2 protein-coding genes are annotated in these 1403 nt (G+C 45.0%); both read left to right on the top strand.

The features are described from left to right. Positions 1 to 82 precede the first annotated feature (82 nt). Positions 83 to 814, top strand: coding sequence for a DNA-binding transcriptional repressor BluR (gene bluR, locus E0D98_RS24165; protein WP_000332303.1), 732 nt, complete (start codon positions 83 to 85; stop codon positions 812 to 814). A gap of 220 nt (positions 815 to 1034) precedes the next feature. After that, on the top strand, positions 1035 to 1403 hold a 369-nt coding region (locus tag E0D98_RS24170; RefSeq protein WP_096268808.1), incomplete at its 3' end, for a DUF1398 domain-containing protein.

Consider the following 1403-nt stretch of genomic DNA (forward strand, 5'->3'; position numbering starts at 1 on the left):
TTGTACAATTTTAGCGTATATTGTACAAAGTATTATTGGGTCGTGTACAGGCGACGGAGATTTGTGACCGCAAGGAGGAATTGTGGCTTATTACAGCATTGGTGATGTTGCTGAACGTTGCGGGATTAATCCTGTCACTCTCCGGGCCTGGCAACGCCGCTACGGTTTGTTAAAACCACAGCGCAGTGAAGGCGGACACCGACTCTTTGATGAAGAAGACATACAACGCATCGAAGAGATCAAGCGTTGGATAAGTAATGGCGTCCCTGTAGGCAAAGTTAAAGCATTACTGGAAACCACCAGCCAGGATACGGAAGATGACTGGAGCCGCCTGCAAGAAGAGATGATGTCAATTCTTCGCATGGCTAATCCTGCCAAACTACGCGCGAGAATTATTTCACTGGGTCGAGAGTACCCAGTAGATCAATTGATTAATCATGTTTACCTTCCTGTTCGCCAGCGTCTCGTGCTTGATCACAACACCTCCCGCATTATGAGCAGTATGTTTGACGGCGCATTAATTGAATACGCAGCAACCTCGCTTTTCGAAATGCGCCGTAAGCCCGGTAAAGAAGCCATTCTGATGGCGTGGAATGTTGAAGAGAGAGCACGATTGTGGCTGGAAGCATGGCGTTTATCATTGTCAGGATGGCACATTTCTGTTCTTGCTGATCCCATTGAATCGCCGCGCCCGGAACTGTTCCCGACGCAAACATTGATTGTCTGGACAGGCATGGCACCAACGAGAAGGCAAAACGAACTTTTACAACACTGGGGTGAGCAAGGTTATAAAGTCATCTTTCATGCCCCCTAATTTCACCTTTATCCCGCCCCTTAGACAGAATGTTATAATCTGAACCCACAACAGCGTTTGTACCGGAGCTGGTCCGTTGCAAAATGCTCACCGGGAGAATTCAGATATTCCCTCTATCACACTCTGTACATATCACAGCCAAAGGACAGACCAGATTGAAGTGGTAAAACCGATCGTGCACACTACGCAGTCTCACAACTAACAAGAGGTTATTATCCTGATGGATCAGGTCGTTGTTTTTCAAAAGATGTTTGAGCAAGTGAGAAAAGAGCAAAACTTCTCCTGGTTTTATTCAGAATTAAAACATCACCGTATTGCACATTACATTTATTATCTGGCTACGGATAACATCAGAATTATTACTCACGATGACACGGTTTTGTTATTAAGAGGAACCAGGAACCTGTTAAAAGTTAGTACGACCAAGAACCCTGCTAAAATAAAAGAGGCCGCATTGCTTCATATTTGCGGAAAATCTACATTTCGGGAATACTGTTCAACACTAGCAGGCGCGGGCGTTTTCCGGTGGGTTACTGATGTTAATCATAACAAACGCAGTTACTACGCCATTGATAATACGCTTTTATAT

Origin of the sequence: Escherichia sp. KCJ4928, assembly GCF_004352695.1 — a bacterium.
GTDB lineage: Bacteria > Pseudomonadota > Gammaproteobacteria > Enterobacterales > Enterobacteriaceae > ECMA0423.